The sequence below is a fragment of the Cyanothece sp. BG0011 genome, from assembly GCF_003013815.1.
Lineage (GTDB): Bacteria > Cyanobacteriota > Cyanobacteriia > Cyanobacteriales > Microcystaceae > Crocosphaera.
Genome location: NZ_PRLH01000067.1, coordinates 1 through 21,217 on the forward strand (window position 1 = coordinate 1; position 21,217 = coordinate 21,217).

A 21,217-nucleotide genomic window follows, 5' to 3' on the forward strand; every position below is an offset into this window, starting at 1 on the left:
ACTAATATAGCATAGCTTTTTTGCAAATGCAAGGGGTAAATTTAAACGGAAGTCACATCTATCTCAACCATCGCTTCACAGGTTGCGCCGGGTTCAAGTTCGGTGAGGCTTTCTCCGGTGCTGATGGCGTTGCGAGGCGCACTCCAAGGTTCAAAACAGACATATTCTTTGCCCTTGAGGGTCCAGAAAACCATGGTAGAATACTCATCAGACCATTTGAGGTTAACTTTTAGCCCTCTAGCGCGGTCTTGAATACTAGCAGAGGGACGTTTTAAGGATTTGAGGGCTACATCAATTTCTTCTTCCCTAAAATCAAAGCTTCCATCAAAAGGAATAATCTCTTTAGTATCTTTCACTTGATAACTAGAAGCGGGAATATCTAAAACCATTTGCTCCTTATCTTTCACCAAAAAGTAGGGATGTAAACCAAAAGAAAAGGGCATAACTTTATCAGATTTATTGATATATTCTTGATAAATTTTTAGGTTTTTCCCCTGGAGTTCGTACATTAACCTTAACTCAAAGTCAAAGGGATACATTTTCAGGGTTTCTTCATTACTTTTCAAACTCAAGGTCAGCTTACAAGAAGAATCCGTCGATTGCTCAATCACTTCCCAAGGGAAATTTCTGGCTAACCCGTGTTGTTTTAAATGATAGGCTTTATTATCATAAACATACACATTATCCGGTAAATCTCCGCAAATGGGAAACAGAATGGGAACCCCTCCCCTAACGGTTAGTTCAGGGTTAGCAAATCGTTCTTCATCTAAATAAAATACGTCTTGACCTTCAATGGACCAACGGGCAATCATTCCGCCTCTTTCAGGAACAACTTCGAGACGAGATAAAGCACTTTCATCAGAAAGAATATAAGTAATATATTGATTTTGTGTCGCAGAAATTGAAAAGCTCATAGTTGTTCTTGATAACTACAATAATCCGTGAATCAAGTAAAAGGCGAGAACCGCACTCCCCAGAGGAACTGTTAAATTGTCAATTCCTAACTTAGAAAAGGCTTCTAACCCCATAGCAGCCAGAGAAACGATTAAAGAAACAATGGCTACTTTTATGATAGGTTCATTTACCCATAAAAGAATAACACTGGTTATAAAAAAACTAACTCCCATCATCGTCAATGAGCCTTCCCAACTTTTCTTAACCCCTAATAATTGATAGGAATGCTGTCCAAACTTTTGCCCAATAATAGCGGCCATTCCATCTCCCCAAGCCATTACTAAAATCCCGATGGCTAAGTATTGAGGATGGCCTGTTGTCCAAAACCACTGGGTTAAAATCCCGACACTCAGGGCATAAAAAAAAGGTTCCTAAGCTTTTGCGTCCGACACTATTAATACTAGGTAGAATGGGCAAAAAATAGGCAATGAGGGCGATAATACTGGCAACTACGGAAGCATCTATTAAGACCCAGGAGGGTAATTCTAACCACCAGGCAATTAAAACCACGTTTCCTGAACCAATATGGACGATTTTTCGGGGTAAATTCCGCGTCTGTCCCTGCGAAACGATTTAATCCCTCAGCGAAGGCAATAATTACCCCCAGATAGAGCATAACCAGGCTTAGAGGATATCCTATAGAGAGGAAGGCGTTAATTAATGGACGTGACTCAGATAGCAAGACAAGTAAATTTCACCAGCGAATGTACTCATATCAAGTTATATCAATTTTCTGAAATTTTCACACAAGTCTAAGAAGTTCATCCCTTCGGACTATGCTAGACTACTGCCATGTTTTGAAAAGTGTAGGAAATAGTCAAACTTAGCATTAACAAGCAAATGGGGACTTATTTAATTACAGGAGCTAATCGAGGAATTGGTTTAGAATATTGCCGTCAACTTAAAAAACGAGGAGATGATGTCATTGCGGTGTGTCGAGAAGCCTCTGAGGAACTAAAAGCGTTAGAGGTATCTACAGAAACTGATATTGATCTGACTTCGGATAGAGATGTAGACAGATTAGTGCAAAAATTGCATGGGCAAAAACTTGATGTGTTGATTAATAATGCTGGTATTTTAAAAAGAGTTAGGCTAGATAAGTTAGATATAGAGAGTATTCGTCAGCAATTTGAAGTTAATGCCCTTGCTCCTTTAAGACTCACTCGTGCTTTGCTTCCTAATTTAAAAACAGGGTCAAAAATTATTATTATGACCAGTCGCATGGGTTCGATTGAAGATAATACCTCTGGGGGTTCCTATGGTTATCGAATGTCAAAGGTGGCTTTATCGATGGCAGGTAAGTCTTTATCCATTGACTTGAAACCCAAAAATATCGCTGTGGCTATTTTGCATCCCGGTTTAGTTCAAACGAGAATGACTAATTTTAACCCGAATGGGATTACGCCAGAACAATCGGTAAAAGGACTAATTGCCCGTATTGACCAATTAAATCTAGAAAATACTGGTACGTTTTGGCATTCTAATGGTGAAGTTTTACCGTGGTAATCGTTTTTATATTATTATCGCTTTTTGAGGAGAAACATAATCAAAGTAAGTATCAGAAGTATAATCAAAACCAAAACCCATAAAGAGCCAATTGCAATATAAAACACAGAATAAAAAAAAAGATATTCAACCAATGTTTGCTTGATGGGGGAACATGAAGGATGAGGAGCCATTATAGGACAGTATTCATCCACTATCAGAAACAAAAGAAGAGGAAATCCAGCAATAACTAGGATAAGAATCAGTATCCCTATTAATTTTAATTCTTTCATCAGTGAAACTTAACTAGGTTTTATTCACCATTGTCTTATGGAGCAAATTCATAAATATCGACCCAATTAATCTCATCGCCAATGCTTAACTCGTCTGCTTTTTCCTTAAACTGTTGTTCGTTGAAAGGACCGTGCGCTACTGGCGTTTTTGTATCCAAAATCCAATAATCAAAAACTTCAGGATCTTCTTCCATATAGGTATCATCAGGATTATTGGGACGCCGCCGTTTTAAACCTTGACGCTTTGCTGCGACAAAGTCATTGACAACGGATATCTCAACAACCTTGGCGGGAATTGAAGGTTGTTGAGTTTGTATTGACGTTTCATCTAGTAACAAAATTTGTATATCAACGGAATTGACTCGTACCAATTCGTATCCATTGGGCAACTTGGTACTGAAATCTTGCGCCCCTGGAGTCAAAGCATCAAACAAATCATCAAAACTCTGTTTTTCTTGGGCAAACAAATCAAAAATACTGTTGCTAATGGTAGCGAAGGCAACACAGAACATAATAATCACCAATCGTCTCATGGTTTATGCCTCGTTATCTCAACATTCAACCTCTGTTAAACCAAGGGGCTACTTTATAAGTCGCCCAAGCGGCTAAGGGATAAGCACCGAGTTGTACTAAAAAACTTGCTGTATAACCACCTAATACCCGTCCCAGAGGTGCTTGACTCCCTACTGAAGTCCATGGCCCAGACAATCCAGCAGGCACAATCAGGACTAAACCGTAACCTAATCCTAACCACACTGCATTTCGAGCCGAACGGCCACGAACCCAAAGGATCGCCACCAGAAAGCCGAGTGGCATAGCAATAATTGCCCCAGGAAGGAGCGAGGTCATTGTCCCAATTAGAACCCATCCAAAAGAAAGAGAGTTTTCTAATAACCCTCTGGCATAGCAGACAAGGAAGTAGCTCACAGCAGCAGCGAGTCCTGAAACTGTCATGGCGACTCCCATGGCTGGTGCAGTTCGGTATAGTGAGCGTGATTTCATAACAGGGTATTCATCAAACTTAGGAACAGTTAGCATGATAGGCTATCAGCCTGTTTATTAGGCATAATATCAATTTAAGCGATCACACCCTTGTTCTTACTCTGAAGGGGATACCCGTTCAACTGTCACATCCTTAGGAAAAATTGCAACAATTCAAGAGAGTCTCAAACAAGATGTTTTCTAAGATGGAAATAGTTTCTGAGTCAAGTATTGAGGTTGTCAACTTGTATTCAAGATAAGGTAATGTTGAAGCAAACAGTGAGAAAAAAGAACAAAAAATAATTTTAACCAAAACTTAACCTAAGAAATCTAGAATTGATGAAAAATTTAGAAACTTCAAATCAAGAACAATTATAATCAGGCTATTGCTCTTGATCCTATTTTAACTTATAAACTCCAAACAATAGGTAAATTGGGGGTAATTGTTTCATTATTCTCGTCAATAATCATCTCAGACTCCCAATCTAAAACTCTCTCAACTTCTTGATAGATTTCCTCGGCTTCTTCTAAGGAATTACCAATACAGGTTAATCCTAATTTTCCAAATTCCGATAAAGCCCCCATTAAATGAAAAACCGTTCCTGTCTTATTGCTCGTGTCAAAATGTAACCGATGTTTCGCAACAATATCCATTAAATCATCGGGAAGTAAACCACAATATTGTTCTTTTTGTAAGTTGTCTGAAGCAATATAATATTTAGCATGGTTGTGTTGCGTATAAAATAACCCTGTCCTTTGATCATAACTCCCATTGGTTAATAATTTTAAGGTCATAAAAGGGTGGGTGGTTCCGCCTTTTCTTAAGTTAATTTCAATGGCTTGAATATCCCATTTTTCGACGTTTTCCGAGGGGTTACGAACGGCTAAAAAGTCTACACCGTACCGTTCCATTGCTCCTTTTTTTGCCAATGCATGACCAATTTTTAAGCCTAATTCTTGTAGGATATGACGATAATCTTCGTCGGCCGGAAAACGACATCCTAAATAAATTTGTCCGTCAGGTCCCCCTAAAATTTGATCGTGAGTGGAGACAATACTGACTTCTCCATTAGGGGTAATATAGCCTTGAACACTAGGAGAACGTTTTTCTTGTCCTTCTATAAAGGCTTCAACAATGGCTCCTAATTCGGGAATTCGACTCGAAAAATTGCCCCAAGTTTCGTCTTTTGCTTGGAAACTTAATTGCTCTAAACTTTTTAAAATTGCTAGTTTTATTTCAGTTTCATTAGATAAATTTTCTAGATTTTTTTTGATTTTATTTAACGCTAAAACTGCATTTCCTTCCCCTGAAAATCCTTGATTAAGTTTAACAACAATGCGTTTTAAGTGAGGATTTCTACGCCAGAGATTATTGATTTCTAAGACTAAATCATCAACATTATTGACTAACTCACTTCCATCAGGATGAGGAATTGAACATTCTGAAAAAATCTCTCGACTGCCACTTTTTGACCCCCAATAAATGAGTTGCGGTGACGCTGCAAATAGGGGAATAGTGAGTTTTAAGGACAATTCTTGCTCTAAATGGGTGGCATTAAAACACACCATATAAGATTTATTAGGACGCAAAGCACGGCGAATTCTTTCCACTAGGCGAGGACGTTCTAAAATTTTTTGAGTTAAGGGCTTAAATGAGTTATCATAGGTTGTTAGTAAAAGTAAGCGATCGCGAGCATGGGAAAAAGGAATCCCTGGTAATAATTGTAAGTAATATTCAATAATGATGGGTGATAAGGGTTGTCCTGTAACATAGATTAATCGGGTTTTCGGATTTCGTAACCGAATTAAGGAAAATAAAAGCCGTTCTTCATAATGAAGAAATCCTGCTACTTTTTGACCCACTCGCTGATCAATACTAAAAGAAGGAACCACTAAAATATCATAACCATCTTGCTCAAATAAGTCTTTTCCTTGCCAATATTCTCGTAGTTTATCTTGAAGTTTATTAAAGTTTTCAACTTGAAGATCATCAAAGGTTTTAATACTGTCCATTATGGTAGTCTTGGAAATATAGTTATTACTGTCGTTGTCTTGCTTAATTCATTTTTATTGTATAGTAATTATAGTTTAATGAGTCAAAATTATGACATTTCGTAACCCAATTCCTACGGTTGATATTATCATCGAACTGATTGATCAACCCCACCGTCCTATTATTTTAATAGAACGTAAAAATGCCCCTTATGGATGGGCGTTACCAGGAGGATTTGTCGACTATGGGGAAACAGTTGAAAATGCAGCTTACCGAGAAGCTAAAGAAGAAGTTAATTTATCGGTTAATTTAATTGAACAATTCCATGTTTATTCTAATCCTAATCGCGATGAACGTAAACATACCATGAGTATTGTTTTTATTGCTACTGCAACGGGACAACCTCAAGCAGCAGATGATGCGAAAAATCTGCGTATTTTTGATCTTTGGGAATTACCCAAAAATCTCTGCTTTGACCATGATAAAATTATAGAAGATTATCGAAACTATCGCTACTATAAGTTACGTCCTCGTTTAAGTTAATTATGTTATTTTTAGGGATTGATTTTGGAACGTCAGGGGCAAGAGGTATTGTTATTAATAATAGAGAAGAAATTGTTACTCAGGTTAATTCTTCCTTTTCTGATCAAAACATTAATGATTTAGCTGAATGCTGGAAAAATACGCTTTATCTTCTTCTAGAAAAACTACCAATAGATGTTAGAAATGAAATTAAAGCAATCTCTATTAATGGCACGTCTTCAACGGTTTTATTATGTAATAGTAAAGGTCAACCAATTGAGCCACCTATTTTATACAATGATTCACGAGATATAACAGTTTTAGATGATTTCAAAAGGATTATTCCTAAGCATCATCTTGTCAACAGTTCCACATCTAGTTTAGTCAAACTTTTAGGGTGGCATCAAACTAAAAAGATACAATCAGATTCTTATTTTTTACATCAAGCAGATTGGTTAGGGTTTTTATTGCATGGAAAACTAGGTATTAGTGATTATCATAATGCTTTAAAATTAGGTTACGATGTAGAGAATTTATGTTATCCTGACTGGTTAAAGTCATTACCCATTAACTCAATATTACCCAAAGTTTTACCTCCAGGAACGCCTATAGAAACCGTTAGTAATGATATCGTTAAACGGTTTGATTTCCGAAAAAATTGTCAAGTTTGTACGGGAACAACGGACAGTATTGCGGCTTTTTTAGCCAGTGGGGTCAAACATCCAGGAGAAGCAGTAACTTCTTTAGGTTCAACCTTAGTTTTAAAACTATTAAGTAACAGTCGTGTTGAAGATATTTCATCGGGAATTTATAGCCATCGTTTAGGTAATTTATGGTTAACAGGAGGCGCATCTAATACAGGGGGCGCAGTGTTAAAACATTTTTTCAGTGATGAGGAATTAGACGAATTAAGTCAAAAACTAAATATTAATCGACGAACCAATTTAGACTATTATCCCCTCTTAAAACCGGGAGAAAGGTTTCCTATTAATGATTCTAGATTAGCACCCAAACTAGAGCCAAAACCTAATAATAAAGTAGACTTTTTACAAGGTTTACTAGAAAATATGGCTAAAATTGAAGCATTAGGCTATGAAAAATTACAAACATTAGGAGCAGCACCTGTGACAAAAGTTTACACGGCAGGAGGTGGGGCAAAAAACAAAAATTGGGCTAAAATAAGACAGTATTATTTACAAGTGCCTGTGAAAATTTCATCTCAAACTGAGGCGGCTTATGGCACAGCTTTGTTAGCGAAACAAAGTCAAAATAGGTAAAAAATAAGTAGGAGAAATTTAACAATTATGATGGAACTATACTTAAGCAATTCGTGGATTTTTGGACTAATTATTAACAGTATTTTAATAACTTTTGCTTTTATAGTACCGAAAAAATTATTAACTGTTAATGGTTATCTTAATGCTTGGCTTTTAGGGGTAATTATTTGGGGAACTTTGGGGTGGCAAGGCTATGCAGTTGTGATGTTTTACTTCTTAGTTGGTTCAGGAGTTACTAAAATTGGTATGGAGCAAAAAGAAGCAGCAGGAATTGCCGAAAAACGCTCAGGAATGCGGGGTCCAGAGAATGTTTGGGGTTCGGCCTTAATTGCTACTATATGCGCCCTAGGAACCCTATTTGTTGACGCTCATTGGACTCAATTATTACTATTAGGTTATGTGGCGAGTTTCAGCACCAAATTATCAGATACTACTGCCTCAGAAGTCGGTAAAGCTTATGGAAAACGTACCTTTTTAATTACTACGTTAAAACCCGTTTCTCCCGGAACGGAAGGGGCTGTTAGTTTAGAAGGAACCCTAGCTGGAATGGTTGCCTCCGGGGTGATTGCTTTGGTGGGTTATTTAGTCGGATTAATTAGTTTAACGGGCATTTTATATTGTATTGTTGCTGCTTTCATTGCCACTAATTTAGAGAGTTTAATCGGAGCAACCTTACAAGAAAATTTAGAATGGATGACCAATGAAATCGTCAATATTATTAATACATTGATTGGGGCTGTTGTTGCTATTATCTTGGCTTGGTTTTTTCTTAATTTTATGGCTATATAAAGATTGATTATTATGTAAAATGTTTAATTTTATTCCTCCTGACGTTTTAAAATTATTGTTAGTTTTCTCTTTATCTTTTCTAATTGGTTTAGAAAGAGAAGAATGGAAGTCTATTTCTGGAAAATATGCTTTTGGAGGAATTCGGACTTATCCTTTAATTGGGTTAATTGGTTATACTATGGCTTCCCTTTCTAATCCTCAAATGTTGCCTTTAACAGGAGGATTTCTGGTCATTGGAAGCTTAATGTTATTATCTTATTGGCATAAGATTCAAACCTATAAAACAGCCGGTTTAACCACAGAAATGGTAGGATTAACCACTTATATTGTAGGCGCACTTGTCTATCATGATCAATTGTGGATAGCTTCGACTTTAGTCATTATTAGTTTACTATTACTAGAATTAAAATCTGTCTTAGAAAGTTTAGCTCATCAATTTTCCCCCGAAGATATTTTAACTTTTACAAAATTTTTATTTCTTACCGCCGTTATTCTTCCTATTCTTCCTAACAAAAACTTTGGAAACTTTGAGATTAATCCTTTCAAAACTTGGTTAATTGTAGTTGCAGTTAGCGGAATTTCTTATGCTAGTTTTATCTTGCAAAAAGTTTTTAAAAACCGTGGTGGACTGATGTTAATTGCTATATTAGGGGGTGCTTATTCTTCTACGGTTACCACTGTGGCACTCGCTAAACAATCTACCAGTAACGCTTATTCTTATCCCTATTCAGGGGGAATTTTAATCGCTTCTGGTATTATGTATTTGAGGTTAGCTCTGCTGATTAATTTATTTAATCCGCAACTAGGAAAACAATTAACCTTATGGTTTGGTTTATTAGCTTTGACTGCTATTATTTTGGGGAGTTTTTGGTCATCCCGAAAAGATAAAAATATAACTGATTCTATGGATAAAAAAACTAATATTTCTTCTAATCCTTTGGAATTAAAAGCTGCTTTTTTCTTTGCTTTTTTATTTATAATTATGATTGTTTTGACTCATTATACAGCCTTATATTTAGGAAAAAGTGGACTTTATTTATTAGCTGGCGTTATGGGGGTAACAGATATTGATCCTTTTATTTTAGGTATTACTCAATCTACTGGACAATTAAGCTCTTTATCCGTTGCTTCAGGGGCTATTTTAATCGCAGCTTCAAGTAATAATTTAATTAAAGGAATCTATTCTTTAATATTTAGCGATAGCAGAACAGGAAGACAGAGTTTAGGGTTATTATTGTTCCTAGCAATTTTAGGACTCATTCCCTTATTTTTTGTTTAAAAATAAAGTATTTTTCCCGTATTAATAGCTCAGAAACAATCTTAAGATGAGTGCATTACCAAATAACTCAACAACCAATTGGCCATGGTTGCACGACGAGTATCCCTCGGATCAAAAGTGCCGATTTTATACCCTTTAAATCCCAATTTTTCTTTTAGTAATTGTTTATTTTCTTTCGGAATAGAACGGGTTAATTTGACTGTAGGGGGACGATTTTCAATAAAGTTTGGGGGTTCGGGATAGTCTTCTTTCCAAGATGCTTCTACTTCTGAATTATTCCAAGTTTGACTATTTTCGTCGTAACGGTATCCTAAATAATACCAAACCATTTGCATCACTGTTTCATCGTCTATTTCTTCATTGAGAATGGCATTAATAGTGTCAGTGTTGAGAGGGGGTAAGTCTTTCATAATTATTTTTTCAATCAATGAGGACTATTTTGATTTTAGCCTAGAATGAGTCTTGTCAATCAATGAATTTAAAGATGTGATGACATCATCCCTATCATGATAATTTCAAGATTGCTATCCTAGAGAATAAAAGTTAAGGTATTATAATATTTGTCATCCTTCTCACAGAATTAATATAAATTAAAATATTATTGATACTTAATTAATCTATTTATGAACGAATCTAACCCGATTATTTCTAACTCCCGTAATTTAATTAATTATCTGCCCTCACAAGGTTGGACAGCTATTGTTGTGAGTATAGCGGTTTTAATTGCTATACCCATTTTATTTGTGGTTAGTAGTATTTTTATCGATGCTGGAACCGTCTGGAAACATTTAGCAGAAACGGTATTAACCACTTATATTGTCAACTCTTTACTCCTCATGTTTGGGGTAGGAATAGGGGTATCAATTATTGGCATTGCAACCGCATGGTTAGTTACAATTTGTCGCTTTTGGGGATGTAGTTGGTTTGAATGGTTATTGTTACTTCCTCTATCAGCACCGGCTTATTTATTAGCTTATACTTATACGAATATGTTGGACTATTATGGTCCGATACAAAGTACCCTTCGTGCTTGGTTTGGATGGCAAAATTATAACGATTATTGGTTTCCCGATATTCGTTCATTATGGGGTGCTATTGTCATGTTGATTTTAGTGCTTTATCCCTATGTTTACTTATTAGCAAGAACGGCTTTTTTAGAACAGTCTATTTGTACCTTAGAAGCGAGTCGATCTTTAGGTTGTAGTCCCTGGCAAAGCTTTTTTAAAGTAGCCCTTCCCTTAGCCCGTCCGGGAATTATTGCCGGTTTAGCCTTGGCGTTAATGGAAACTTTAAATGATTTTGGAACGGTTAAATATTTTGGAGTCAATACTTTTACAACTGGTATTTATGACACATGGTTTGGTTTAGGGGAAAGACAAGCCGCCGCGCAGTTAGCCGCCTTTTTAATGTTATTTATTTTTACATTAATTCTTTTAGAATTATGGTCACGTCGTCAGGCACGTTATTATCAAAATAGTAATCCTCAAAGCCATGTTCCTCGGTATCAACTAACGTCTTGGCGAGCAATATTAGCCTGGTTAATTTGTTTTATTCCCTTCTTTGGGGGATTTTTAGCCCCTTCCCTTTACCTAATTGATTTAGTGATAGCCAATGCAGAAACTGCGTTAGAAAATAACTTTTTTAACTTGGCAAATAACAGTTTAATGGTGTCGGTGGTGACAGCGATTGTTGCGTTAATATTATCCTTAATTATCGCCTATGGAAAACGACTACAAGATAACTTGTTTATGAATGCTAGTGTGAGAATTGCTGCATTAGGTTATGCTATTCCAGGGTCAGTTATTGCTGTGGGAATTTTAATACCCGTGGGACGATTAGATAATACGATCGCCGATACAATGGAACAGGTTTTTAATGTGAAAATAGGTTTATTAATTAGTGGCACAATTTTAGCTTTAATTTATGCTTATTTAGTGCGATTTTTACCCGTTGCTTTTGGTGCAGTTGAGTCTAGTTTAGGAAAAATTAAACCCAGTTTAGATGATGCTGCTAGAAGTTTAGGATCAACCCCCAGTAAGATTTTAATAAAAATACATACGCCCTTAATGACAGGAGGAATGCTAACAGCAATTATGTTAGTTTTTGTCGATGTCATGAAAGAATTACCGGCAACTTTAGTGATTCGTCCTTTTAACTTTGATACCTTAGCCATTAGAGTTTATCAATATGCCTCCGATGAACGATTAGCCGACGCAGCCGCCCCTGCTTTAGCCATTGTTGTAGTGGGAATGATGCCTGTTATTTTTCTCAGTTGGCAAATTGCCCAATCCCGACGTAGTTAATGTATCGTTGCTGTTTCTATGTCCAAATTAAAACCCCAATTGTTATTAATTTTAGTTGTTCTCTTAGTGATAATGCTTCCCCCCATTTTAGTTAAACTGACTGATAGAGTTAGACGAGTCGCCACAGCCCCAAAAAACTACGAGAAACACTTAAATATTACCTATTTAGAAGTTAATAATATCTCTTTAAAGCTAGATATTTATGCCCCAAAAAACAATAATGAACCGGTTCCGACCTTGATTTATTTTCATGGCGGGGGTTGGATGAGTGGCACAAAAGATGCTACCCTTTCCAATGTTTTACCCTATATAAAGAAAGGGTGGGGCGTGGTTACGGTTCAATATAGACTCGCTAATGTTTCCCTTGCCCCGGCAGCGGTAAAAGATAGTTTATGTTCAGTTAAATGGGTGATGAATAATGGCAATGAATACGGTTTTGATATTAATAAAATAGTTCTTTCTGGAGAATCTGCTGGGGGACATTTAGCTCTTATCACAGGGATATTACCAGACAGTAGTGATCTCTATCATCACTGTCCAGACAAGCAAAAAATTAAGGTAGCCGCCATTATCAACTGGTACGGTATAACCGATGTTGTTGATGTACTTGAAGGGAAAAATCGACAAGACTATGCAGTACAATGGTTAGGGAATCAAAGCGATCGCTTAGAAATTGCTCAACAGGTTTCTCCTATTAACTACGTAAGAGAAGATTTACCCCCCATTCTTACTATTCACGGCGATGCTGATACTATCGTTCCTTATAGTCATGGGGTTCGATTACATCAAGCTTTAGAAAAAGTACAAGTTCCCAATGCACTGATGACGATTAAAAATGGGGGCCATGGGGGGTTTAGCCACAAGGAAAAGGCTGCTATTGACAAGAAAATTGATCATTTTTTAGGCAGCTATCTCCATCAGTGATGATTGGTTTATTACACTTGACATAAAAAATTTTACGTGATAAAGAAAGTAAAAATAAAACGATAAATAGAGACCTCAGCAAGAAAATCTCGATAAACTAGAAATAAGAGATTATTCGGATCACTTAATTATCGTTGTATGTTAAAAAAAATTAAACCTTTTTTGAAACCCTTACTAATCCTCGTTTTAGTCATCACCCTCGTTTTTGGAGACGTGGGCAGTGCCTTAGCCGCCCGGACAGGGGGTCGAATTGGCGGAGGTTCCTTTAGAGGCCCTAGCCGTACCTATAGTTCCCCTAGAGGCGGTGGCTACGGAGGCGGTGGCTACGGTTATGGTGGCGGAGGCTTTGGCTTTCCCTTTCTGCTCCCCTTCTTTGGCTTTGGGGGCTTTGGTAGCCTATTTACCGTCCTGATTGTGATTGCCCTAGCTAACTTCTTAATTAGAAGCGTTAGCAACTTCGGCGGTGATCAAATGGGCAACAGCTACACTAACACTAAAGTATCCGTTGCTAAAGTGCAGGTAGGATTATTAGCCAGTGGCCGTTACCTACAAAAAGAACTCGACGAACTCGCCCAAACCGCCGACACCAACACCCCATCTGGACGGGCCACGGTACTCCAAGAAGCCAGTTTAGCCCTCTTGCGTCACCCTGAATATTGGGTGTCTGGGTTAACCGAAGCCAACACCACCGGCATCGATGCAGCCGAAGCCAAATTTAATCAACTGGCCTTGGCCGAAAGAAGTAAATTCAGTTCAGAAACCCTCTCTAACGTTAATAACCAACTACGAGGGAGTGAACCCAGCCAATTATTAGAAGGCAAAGGAGAATTATCTAAATTCACAGAAACAGGGGAATATATTGTGGCCTCAATTATTGTGGGGGTGGAAGGAAAATTAGACCTACCGGAGATCAACGAAGTTGATAATCTTCAACAGGCCCTGCAAAAAATTGCGTCCATTGGCAGCGATCGCCTTTTAGCTGTGGAAATATTATGGACTCCTCAAGCCCAAGGAGATACCCTCAGTCGAGATGACGTTTTAGTTAACTATCCCAATTTAAGATTAGTTTAAATCGGGAGGATCGATGGAGGGATCAAGGATTAAATAAAATTAATCCTCTTCTCCCTTACCTATCATGAAACTCGGCCAAAATAATTTACAATTGATTACAATTGGTAATGAAAAAGGCGAAAATAGACTTGTCTAAAATTGAGATAGCAAAAACCTCAAAACTTATCATCGAGAGTGGTTTAGCATAGCTCAATTAAGCTATCAAAGGCAACGCCGAGTTCTCTGTAGGTATACCCTTTCAGTAGATGCTAACCATTTGTCAAACCTAACGCTAGAAGTAAATATGAAGAAAGACCTTACCCTCTATAGAAACATCGGCATCTTTGCTCACGTAGATGCTGGAAAAACCACCACAACCGAAAGAATTCTCAAACTAACAGGGAAAATCCACAAAATCGGTGAAGTTCACGAAGGGGCAGCCACCACCGACTTCATGGAACAAGAACAAGAACGGGGTATTACCATCCAATCAGCTGCTACCAGTTGCTTCTGGAAAGACCATCAACTCAACATCATTGATACTCCCGGTCACGTTGACTTCACCATTGAGGTATATCGTTCCCTAAAAGTTCTTGACGGTGGGATTGGGGTATTTTGCGGTTCAGGGGGGGTAGAACCTCAGTCTGAAACCAACTGGCGTTATGCTAACGATTCTAAGGTGGCACGGATCATCTACGTTAATAAATTGGATAGAACCGGCGCGGACTTTTTCAGCGTTGTCAAACAAGTTGAAGATATTTTAGCAGCAACCCCCTTAGTGATGGTGCTTCCCATCGGTATTGAAAGTGACTTTAAGGGTGTGGTTGATCTACTAACGAGAAAAGCCTGGATCTGGGATGACTCAGGCGATCCCATGAACTACACCATCGAAGACGTTCCCGAAGACATGAAGGAACAAGTGGAAGAGTATCGTGAAGCCATGGTTGAATTGGCCATCGAACAAGACGATGCCATCATGGAGAAATATCTCGAAGGGGAAGAAATCACCATCGATGAAATTAAAGCTTGTATCCGTAAAGGAACCCGTGAACTCGCCTTTTTCCCCACCTATTGTGGTTCTTCTTTCAAAAACAAAGGGGTACAATTAGTTCTCGATGCTGTTATTGACTATCTTCCTAATCCTACAGAGGTTCCCCCTCAGCCTGAAATGGATGAAGAAGGCAATAAAATTGAAGGGGCTTTTGCTTATGTTGACCCCGAAAAACCCTTACGCGCCCTTGCTTTTAAGATCATGGACGATCGCTTTGGGGCTTTAACCTTCACTCGTCTCTATTCGGGAACCATCTCCAAAGGAGATACCATTCTCAATAATGCCACAGGAAAAACCGAACGGGTCAGTCGTTTAGTGGAAATGCACGCTAACTCCCGCGAAGAAATCGAAACCGCCCAAGCCGGTGACATTGTGGCCATTGTGGGCATGAAAACGGTACAAACTGGACACACCCTCTGTGATCCCAAGTCTCCCGCTACCCTAGAACCCATGGTCTTCCCTGATCCGGTGATTTCTGTTTCTGTGTCACCTAAGAAGAAAGGGGACAACGAAAAGATGTCCATGGCCTTAAGTAAAATGGTGCAAGAAGACCCCTCTTTCTACATGGAAACAGACCAAGAAAGCGGTGAAACCATTATTAAAGGTATGGGAGAATTACACCTAGATATTAAGGTGGATATTCTCAAGCGAACCCACGGGGTAGAAGTCGAAGTGGGTAAACCCCAAGTGGCTTATCGGGAGTCCATCACCAAAACCATTAACGACAGTTACACCCATAAGAAACAGTCTGGGGGTTCCGGTCAATTTGGTAAGATTGACTATATGATTGAACCCGGAGAAACCGGTAGTGGCTTCCAGTTTGAGTCTAAAGTAACTGGGGGTAATGTTCCCAGAGAATTCTGGCCTGCCGTTCAAAAAGGCTTTGAACAGAGTATCGATAGAGGGGTTTTAGCCGGTTATCCTTGTGTTGACCTCAAAGTCACCTTAATGGATGGGGCTTATCACCCGGTTGACTCTTCGGCCATTGCCTTTGAAATCGCAGCCAAAGCAGCTTATCGTCAATCGGTTCCCAAAGCTGGTCCTCAGTTATTAGAACCGATCATGAATGTGGATATCTTTACCCCAGATGACTACATGGGAGACGTTATCGGTGATATTAACCGCCGTCGTGGCATGATTAAGTCTCAAAACACTACTCCCATGGGGGCGCGTATTAAAGCAGATGTTCCCTTAAGCGAGATGTTTGGTTATATTGGTGATCTACGGACTATGACATCAGGGCGGGGTCAATTCTCCATGGAATTTTCTCACTATGCCCCTTGTCCTAGTAATGTAGCAGAAGAGGTGATTAAAGAGGCTCAAGAACGTCAAGCAGCTCTCGCTTAAACTCTTCTCGTTGACATTTATTATTTTCTTCCTGATCGATACCATTTCGGTCAGGATTTTTTTATTTCACCCATTTGGATGAGTCATCAGGGGGGCGCATGAGTCACCGGTTTACCCCTAAGCTATAACTTAAGCTTATTAAGTTAAGAGGATATCATCGTGCATCTTACCCTACCTAAATGGTTACAGCCTAATATCTCTATTGCCAAACAAAGACAAATGACTCATGATAATTCTGTTAACGAAAAGATGGATAAAGAAAAAGACTTATTACAACAAACTCCTTCATTAAGTTATTTAGATGATTATATTCATCAATACTTTTAATTCAAATTTTTTCGATTATTTGATTTTTAGACAATCATAATTACCGAGGGTATTGACGCATTAATTCTCGAACTTGTTCAGCATGATAGGAACTACGGGTTAAGGGAGAAGACACCACTTGTAAAAAGCCGATAGATTCCCCAAATTGTTGCCAAGCTGCAAAGGTTTGGGGGGTGACAAATTCTTTAACCCCTAAATGTTTGGCAGAAGGTTGTAAATACTGTCCTAGGGTCAAAATATCACAATCAACGGCCCTTAAATCTTCCATCACTTGGCGCACTTCTGCATCCGTTTCTCCTAACCCCACCATAATGCCAGACTTGGTGTACAATTTAGGGGCTAAAGTTTTGGCTTGTTGCAATAATAAAAGCGATCGCTGATAATCGCCTTGTGGACGAACCCGACGATACAAACGGGGAACTGTTTCCGTATTATGGTTGAGCACTTCTGGTTTAGCCTCTAAAATCATCCCTAACGCTTCCCAGTTGCCACATAAATCAGGGATTAACACCTCAATGGTCGTATGGGGAGAGACTTGACGAATGGCCTCAATACACCGTACAAATTGAGAAGCCCCACCGTCCGCTAAATCATCACGGTTAACCGAAGTAATGACCACATGGTTAAGACGCAAACGACGCACCGCTTCAGCTAAGTTTAAGGGTTCCTGGGGGTCCAATGGTAAAGGTTTCTTCTCAAAATCAATGTCACAATAAGGACAAGCGCGAGTACAAGCGGGCCCCATAATCAAAAAAGTGGCCGTCCCTGCGTTGAAGCATTCCCCAATGTTAGGACAAGAAGCTTCTTCACATACCGTATTTAAGTTTAAATCTCGTAATATTTCTTTAACACTTCCGACTCTTTGCCATTGAGGAGCTTTTACCCGTAACCATTCTGGTTTTACTGTCATCTCTGCTTAATTTCTGCGTTAATATTAGCCTAAAGTGATCTTATCATTAATCATTTCTTTTGGCTGGATGTGACTGCTCTCACATAGGACGAGCAAGGATCAGCTTATTATATTACTAGCTTCATTATATATATTTAAGTAAACATTAACTTCATATTATTAAATGTTAATCATTGGCAATGTTCAATCTCTTTTCTTTAAGAACAAAATTAACCTTATCAATAACCATTATTATCGTAGGAATAACCGGTGGTTTAACTTGTTTATCGATTCAAAAAGAACAAAGCTATCATCAAGATCATATTGAAGAACAAGGAGAATTGTTTTTAGATTCCATTGATGTCCTACTCCGTAATTCTCTGTATGCTTTGGATATAAATACCATTACTAAATTAGTACAACAATTTAACAAACATCAAGCTGTTATTGAAACGGTTTCTGTTTTTGATGCAGAGGGGAGACTATTAATCAAGTCAACAGAGGACTATTTACCTTTAAATACTAAACCGGATGGCTTTGGTCAAAAAATTGTTGATCATCAAAGCATTATTTATCAAAAACATGATGATTATTTAGTGGCAGCTAAACCGATTATTTTTGGACAAGAAACTGTAGGTGCGATCGCCATTCGACTGTCTAAACAGCCTTTAAAAGAAAAAATTTCGGCTGTACGCTCTCAAGGTTTATTAATTGCGATTGTAGCTGGTTCTGGGGGGATTCTTGTTGCTCTTTTTATTAGTCATTCTTTAACGGTTCCTCTTCATGATTTAATTAAAGCAACTCGTCGTATTACAGAAGGGAATCTCAGTTACCGAATTGATTTAAAGAATAAAGATGAATTTTCTTGGCTGGCTCAAGAATTCAATCAAATGAGTGAATGGTTAGAAGAAACCCTCAAAAAATATCAAGATAATAATGCTAAATTACAATATGATCTTTTTCATGATAATTTAACGGGGTTAGCTAATCGTGTTTATATTCTTCGGGAAATTGAAGCAGAAATAGAGCAGAAAAAAGCTAATAACGATTACTGTTTTGCTGTTCTCTTTTTAGACTGCGATCGCTTTAAACTAATCAACGATAGTTTAGGTCATGATGTGGGTGATCAAGTTTTAATTAATATTGCTCAACGCCTTAATTGGTGTATTAGAAAACAGGATATTGCAGCCCGTTTAGGAGGGGATGAATTTGTTATTTTAATTAAAAATTTAAGTGACATCGAACAAGTTAAACAAATTGCTGATCGTATTTTAAAACAAATGAATGAACCCTTAATTTTAGAAAATCAGCAATTAGTAATTACCATGAGTATTGGCATTGTTATTAGTCAAGAAAATTATGAAAATGCTGATGATTTATTACGAGATTCTGATCTGACAATGTATCATGCTAAACAACAAGGAAAAGCGCAATATGCTATTTTTCAACCCATAATGCACAGCCAAGCATTAGAACGATTAGAAGTGGAAACCAGTTTAAGAAAAGCATTAGAAAAACGAGAATTTCATCTCTATTATCAACCGATCATTTCCTGTGGAAATTTTCAATTAATTGGGTTTGAAGCCTTATTAAGATGGCAACATCCCACTCAAGGCTGGATGTCTCCAGCCAACTTTATTCCCATTGCTGAAGAAACAGGATTAATTGTTCCTTTAGGACAATGGGTACTGCAAGAAGCTTGTCAGCAAATTAGTGTTTGGCAAAATCATTTCCCATTTCCAAAACCATTAAAAATAAGTGTTAATATCTCCAGTTATCAACTCAATCAAAGTGATTTTGTGGATACGATAAAAAGGATTTTAGAAGAAAGTCAAATTAAAGCCAGTCAATTAAATTTAGAAATCACTGAAACCGTGATTATGAATAATATTGAATCGGCCGCTTTTAAGTTACAATGCTTGCAAAGATTAGGAGTAACCATCTCCATTGATGACTTTGGAACTGGCTATTCTTCCCTTAACTATCTTCAACAATTACCCATTGATATTTTAAAAATAGATAGAAGTTTTATTAATAAACTAGAATCAAACTTTGCTGAATTTCAGATTATCGAAGCTATTATCAAACTGGGTAATATTTTAGGCATGGAAACCTTAGCAGAAGGTATTGAAACCTCTAAACAATTGGATTTAATTGAATCATTGGGCGTTGATTATGCTCAAGGATTTCTCTTTTCTAAGCCCTTAAATAAAAACTTGGTCGAGCAAACCCTTTATTCTTTATTTGAATCTTCTTCTTTAAGTTGGAAAGTTAATGATGATGTTAACGCAATGTTTAGGTAAAATTATTGGTTTATTAATGGTATCCCTATTAATCAGTTGCCAGCAAAAATCCCCTAATTCATCTCTTTCAAATATTTCTTTGACAATGCCATCAACCTCGGTTATTTTAGGGGAAGTTTCTGACGATCCAACAGAAGTTTTTGAGAGTTTCCAACCCTTAGCTGATTATTTAACTTATCAATTGAATGGAGATGAAAAAAAAATAGGAAAAGTTGAAGTTGCCCCTGATATGAAAACCATGGCAAAATGGCTAAAGTCTGGAAAAGTTGAATTATACTTTGATAGTCCTTATCCTGCTTTTCTCGTGAGTGAAGCATCCGGTAGTCAAGTGATATTAAGTCGCTGGAAAGGCGGGGTTTCTTCTTATGAAAGTGTGCTGATTAGCCTTCGTGATCAAGGGGTCAAACAAATTCATGAGCTACAAGGAAAAACAATTGCTTTTGAAGAAAAGTTTTCTACGTCGGGATATATGCTTCCCTATAATTACTTAAAAGCACAAGGATTAATTTTAAAAGAAAAAACCTCTGAGTCTCAATCTTTTTCTAAAAATGAAACGGCCTATATTTTTAGTGGTAGCGATAAGAATTCTTTACAATGGTTAGTCAGTGGCCGGGTTGATGCAATGGCCATGGGTTCGGTTGATTTTCAACAACTCCCCCAAGCAACTCGACAGCAATTTATTATCATGGGGAAAACAAAATCCGTTCCTCGACATATGGTCGTAATTTCTCCTACTTTATCTCAAAATAAAGTAACCCGACTGAAAAACATTCTTTTACAAATGAATAAAACTGACTCAGGGAAAACAATTTTAGAGCAATTTGAAAAAACGACTAAATTTGCCGAATTCCCTGACAATAAAACTGATATTTTTCACGAGATTCGACCGCTTATTAACTCTAATTTAAAATAATATAAGCTCCATTTGTACAGTTATTTCTAACCGATCACTGTTCACTGTTCACTGCTAACTGATAATATAGGGTGAAAAATTATAATCATTCCTATGGCTTTTACTCAAAATCCGATAAAATTTGGCACTGATGGCTGGCGCGGGGTAATCGCAGCCGATTTTACCTTTGAAAGAGTAGCTATGTTGGCTCCTTTAGCTGCTAAGATTTTAGAAGACAATTATGGTGCTTCTGCCAGCGAGCGCACGGTTATCGTCGGGTACGATCGCCGTTTTTTTGGCCGAAGAGTTTGCCCAAGTGACGGCCGAGGCTATCATCGAAGCGGGCTATGATGTGATGCTATCGGAGTCTTATGCCCCTACCCCTGCCTTTAGTTGGGCAGCCAAAGCCCAAAATGCCCTAGGGGCAATTGTTTTAACCGCCAGTCATAACCCGGCTAAGTATTTAGGCTTAAAAGTTAAAGGGGCTTTCGGCGGTTCCGTTGCTCCGGCTATTACCCAACAAATCGAGGAATTAATCCCTAACCCTCCTCAATTTTC

General features: G+C 37.8%; 18 protein-coding genes and 2 pseudogenes. 13 read left to right on the forward strand and 7 right to left on the reverse strand.

Annotation, left to right across the window (positions count from 1 at the left end):
• Positions 1-41 precede the first annotated feature (41 nt).
• On the reverse strand, positions 42-914 hold the full coding sequence (locus C4E06_RS09555; protein WP_107667868.1) for an aldose epimerase: 873 nt from the start codon (positions 912-914) through the stop codon (positions 42-44).
• A 15-nt stretch (positions 915-929) separates the two neighbouring features.
• Positions 930-1,570 (reverse strand): annotated as a pseudogene (locus tag C4E06_RS09560) (diacylglycerol/polyprenol kinase family protein).
• A 224-nt stretch (positions 1,571-1,794) separates the two neighbouring features.
• On the opposite strand from C4E06_RS09560, the gene C4E06_RS09565 reads away from it, so the two are divergent.
• The gene (locus tag C4E06_RS09565; protein ID WP_107667869.1) at positions 1,795-2,460 is read left to right on the forward strand and encodes an SDR family oxidoreductase; all 666 of its coding nucleotides are present in this window, start codon (positions 1,795-1,797) and stop codon (positions 2,458-2,460) included.
• Between the two features lie 307 nt (positions 2,461-2,767).
• Here the strand turns inward: C4E06_RS09565 and C4E06_RS09575 are convergent, their stop codons facing one another.
• The 3 genes from C4E06_RS09575 to C4E06_RS09585 form a co-directional block, all read right to left on the reverse strand.
• Positions 2,768-3,265 (reverse strand): DUF3997 domain-containing protein, encoded by a 498-nt coding sequence (locus tag C4E06_RS09575; RefSeq protein ID WP_107667871.1) that lies wholly within the window; start codon positions 3,263-3,265, stop codon positions 2,768-2,770.
• Between the two features lie 25 nt (positions 3,266-3,290).
• Entirely contained in the window at positions 3,291-3,734 is a 444-nt protein-coding gene (locus tag C4E06_RS09580) for a hypothetical protein (RefSeq protein WP_107667885.1), read from the reverse strand.
• Between the two features lie 387 nt (positions 3,735-4,121).
• The gene (locus C4E06_RS09585) at positions 4,122-5,726 is read right to left on the reverse strand and encodes a peptide ligase PGM1-related protein (RefSeq protein ID WP_107667872.1); all 1,605 of its coding nucleotides are present in this window, start codon (positions 5,724-5,726) and stop codon (positions 4,122-4,124) included.
• Between the two features lie 91 nt (positions 5,727-5,817).
• On the opposite strand from C4E06_RS09585, the gene C4E06_RS09590 reads away from it, so the two are divergent.
• Genes C4E06_RS09590 through C4E06_RS09605 form a run of 4 tightly spaced genes read left to right on the forward strand, consistent with a single transcriptional unit; the run spans position 5,818 to position 9,573 of the window.
• Positions 5,818-6,249: an NUDIX hydrolase gene (locus C4E06_RS09590; RefSeq protein WP_107667873.1), complete on the forward strand. Its 432-nt coding sequence runs from the start codon at positions 5,818-5,820 to the stop codon at positions 6,247-6,249.
• Positions 6,250-6,251: 2 nt separating this feature from the next.
• A complete protein-coding gene (locus C4E06_RS09595; protein ID WP_107667874.1) occupies positions 6,252-7,505 on the forward strand; it encodes an FGGY-family carbohydrate kinase in 1,254 nt (417 codons plus the stop codon).
• Between the two features lie 27 nt (positions 7,506-7,532).
• Positions 7,533-8,294: a TIGR00297 family protein gene (locus tag C4E06_RS09600; protein ID WP_198648479.1), complete on the forward strand. Its 762-nt coding sequence runs from the start codon at positions 7,533-7,535 to the stop codon at positions 8,292-8,294.
• Positions 8,295-8,313: 19 nt separating this feature from the next.
• Positions 8,314-9,573 (forward strand): MgtC/SapB family protein, encoded by a 1,260-nt coding sequence (locus tag C4E06_RS09605; protein WP_107667876.1) that lies wholly within the window; start codon positions 8,314-8,316, stop codon positions 9,571-9,573.
• Between the two features lie 41 nt (positions 9,574-9,614).
• Here the strand turns inward: C4E06_RS09605 and C4E06_RS09610 are convergent, their stop codons facing one another.
• Entirely contained in the window at positions 9,615-9,983 is a 369-nt protein-coding gene (locus C4E06_RS09610) for a DUF1823 family protein (protein ID WP_107667877.1), read from the reverse strand.
• A gap of 213 nt (positions 9,984-10,196) precedes the next feature.
• On the opposite strand from C4E06_RS09610, the gene C4E06_RS09615 reads away from it, so the two are divergent.
• The 5 genes from C4E06_RS09615 to C4E06_RS09635 all read left to right on the forward strand — a co-directional run bounded on the left by C4E06_RS09615 (position 10,197) and on the right by C4E06_RS09635 (position 16,575).
• Positions 10,197-11,876 (forward strand): iron ABC transporter permease, encoded by a 1,680-nt coding sequence (locus C4E06_RS09615; protein WP_107667878.1) that lies wholly within the window; start codon positions 10,197-10,199, stop codon positions 11,874-11,876.
• An 18-nt stretch (positions 11,877-11,894) separates the two neighbouring features.
• Entirely contained in the window at positions 11,895-12,800 is a 906-nt protein-coding gene (locus C4E06_RS09620) for an alpha/beta hydrolase (protein WP_107667879.1), read from the forward strand.
• Positions 12,801-12,938: 138 nt separating this feature from the next.
• The gene (locus C4E06_RS09625) at positions 12,939-13,871 is read left to right on the forward strand and encodes a DUF1517 domain-containing protein (RefSeq protein WP_107667880.1); all 933 of its coding nucleotides are present in this window, start codon (positions 12,939-12,941) and stop codon (positions 13,869-13,871) included.
• A gap of 283 nt (positions 13,872-14,154) precedes the next feature.
• Complete coding sequence (gene fusA, locus C4E06_RS09630) at positions 14,155-16,248, forward strand: elongation factor G (protein WP_107667881.1); 2,094 nt, start codon at positions 14,155-14,157, stop codon at positions 16,246-16,248.
• A 159-nt stretch (positions 16,249-16,407) separates the two neighbouring features.
• On the forward strand, positions 16,408-16,575 hold the full coding sequence (locus C4E06_RS09635; RefSeq protein ID WP_107667882.1) for an elongation factor G: 168 nt from the start codon (positions 16,408-16,410) through the stop codon (positions 16,573-16,575).
• A gap of 40 nt (positions 16,576-16,615) precedes the next feature.
• Here the strand turns inward: C4E06_RS09635 and lipA are convergent, their stop codons facing one another.
• The gene (gene lipA / locus C4E06_RS09640) at positions 16,616-17,485 is read right to left on the reverse strand and encodes a lipoyl synthase (protein WP_107667883.1); all 870 of its coding nucleotides are present in this window, start codon (positions 17,483-17,485) and stop codon (positions 16,616-16,618) included.
• 179 nt (positions 17,486-17,664) lie between these two features.
• On the opposite strand from lipA, the gene C4E06_RS09645 reads away from it, so the two are divergent.
• The 3 genes and pseudogenes from C4E06_RS09645 to C4E06_RS09655 all read left to right on the forward strand — a co-directional run.
• A complete protein-coding gene (locus C4E06_RS09645) occupies positions 17,665-19,767 on the forward strand; it encodes an EAL domain-containing protein (RefSeq protein WP_107667884.1) in 2,103 nt (700 codons plus the stop codon).
• Positions 19,739-20,680 carry a phosphate/phosphite/phosphonate ABC transporter substrate-binding protein gene (locus C4E06_RS09650; RefSeq protein ID WP_198648480.1) on the forward strand — a complete coding sequence of 314 codons (942 nt, stop codon included), beginning with the start codon at positions 19,739-19,741 and terminating at the stop codon, positions 20,678-20,680. Before C4E06_RS09645 ends, C4E06_RS09650 begins: the two co-directional genes overlap by 29 nt.
• Before the next feature lie 93 nt (positions 20,681-20,773).
• Positions 20,774-21,217, forward strand: a pseudogene (locus C4E06_RS09655) (phosphoglucomutase/phosphomannomutase family protein); the annotation flags it as partial.